Origin of the sequence: Streptomyces sp. SID3343, assembly GCF_009865215.1 — a bacterium.
In the GTDB taxonomy this organism is placed as follows: Bacteria; Actinomycetota; Actinomycetes; order Streptomycetales; family Streptomycetaceae; genus Embleya.
Genome location: NZ_WWJX01000749.1, coordinates 1 through 1,413, shown reverse-complemented (window position 1 = coordinate 1,413; position 1,413 = coordinate 1). Strand labels below are relative to the sequence as shown.

Sequence of the window (1,413 nt, the reverse complement as noted above, 5' to 3'; positions counted from 1 at the left end):
GGGTGGTTCGGGTGCGTTCGGGGCCGGTGGGGGCCGGCCGGACGGCGGGGCGGGTTGGCGTTCGGGGGCGGGTGGAGTGGGCGGTCGCCGGGGCCGTTGGCCGAGGAGGGGGCGAGGGGAACGGGGTTCGGCCCGCGGGGGGCGCGGGCCGGGCTTGGGGGTCAGCGGTGTTTCAGGCCCTGGCGACGGAGTTGGTCGGCGTACACGGCGGCGATCAGGACCGCGCCCACGGCCACGCTCTGCCAGAAGGGCTGGACGCCCAGGATGATGAAGCCGTTTTGCAGGATGGCCGGGATGAAGACGCCGATCAGCGTGCCCACGATCGTGCCGACGCCGCCGAACAGGCTTGTGCCGCCGAGTACTACGGCCGCGATCGCGCCGAGCGAGTCGTTGGTGTGGCCGCCGATCGTGGTGGTGGTGAAGCGGGCCAGGGACAGGATCCCCGCGAGCCCCGCGAGCAGGCCGCACAGGGCGTATACCCGGATCACGTGGCCGTCGACGGTGATGCCGACGCGGCGGGCGGCCTCGGCGTTGGAGCCGATGGCGTAGGTGTGCCGGCCGAATCGGGTGGTGGCGAGTACCAGGGCGCCGGCCGCGGTGACGAGCAGGGCGATCACCACCAGCCAAGGCACGCCCAGGAGTCGCCCGTTGCCGATGGTGTCGGTGAAGCGAGTGGGTACGCCCCGGACGTCCTGACCCTTCGTCAGGACTTGGGCGAGGCCGAGCGCCATGCCGAGGCTGCCGAGCGTGACGATCAGGGCCGGTACGCGCGCCTTCGCGATCAGGAATCCATTGAGCGCACCCCACGCGGCCCCTGCGACGAGGCCCGCCAGGATGCCGAGCAGGATCGGGCCCCAACCGGCGTCGGTGCCGGCGACGGCGGTCATGGTCTTGGCCGCGACGACGCCCGCGAACACCAGTACTGAGCCGACCGACAGGTCGATGCCGGCCATGATCACCACGAACGTCATGCCGACCCCGACGATCAGGAGCACGGCTGCGTCCGTGGCAACGTTGCGTAGGTTGAACGCGGTCGGGAACTGCTCGGGCCGCATGATCGAGAACGCGACCATGAGCGCCACCAGTACCAAAAACGTCCACGACGAGTTGGCTCGGAGCAGGCGGCGCCAGGGGATCGCTCGGCGGGCCTCGCGAGCGGTGGGGCGTTGGCCGCTCTTGGTGGCGACGGCGCCGGGACCGGTGTCGTCGGCGGTTCGGATGCTTCTGGTGGTTGTGCCGGCGGTGCCAGAGGTGTCAAGTGCGTTGGTGGCGTCGGTAGTGTCGGCGCGATCGGTGGCGTTGGCGGCATCGGTGGCGCGGACAGCGTTGGTGGTGTCAGTGGTTTCGGTGTCGCCGGCAGTTCCTGTAGGGCATGTGGTGTTGGTGGGTCGGGTGACGGTGGAGGCGGCGAAG

At 70.9% G+C, this 1,413-nt stretch carries 1 protein-coding gene; it reads right to left on the bottom strand.

The window, feature by feature from the left end; translation table 11 throughout:
• Positions 1-161: 161 nt before the first annotated feature.
• Positions 162-1,413: ABC transporter permease (locus GT354_RS22975; RefSeq protein WP_237535358.1), on the bottom strand; the 1,252-nt coding region annotated here is incomplete at its 5' end.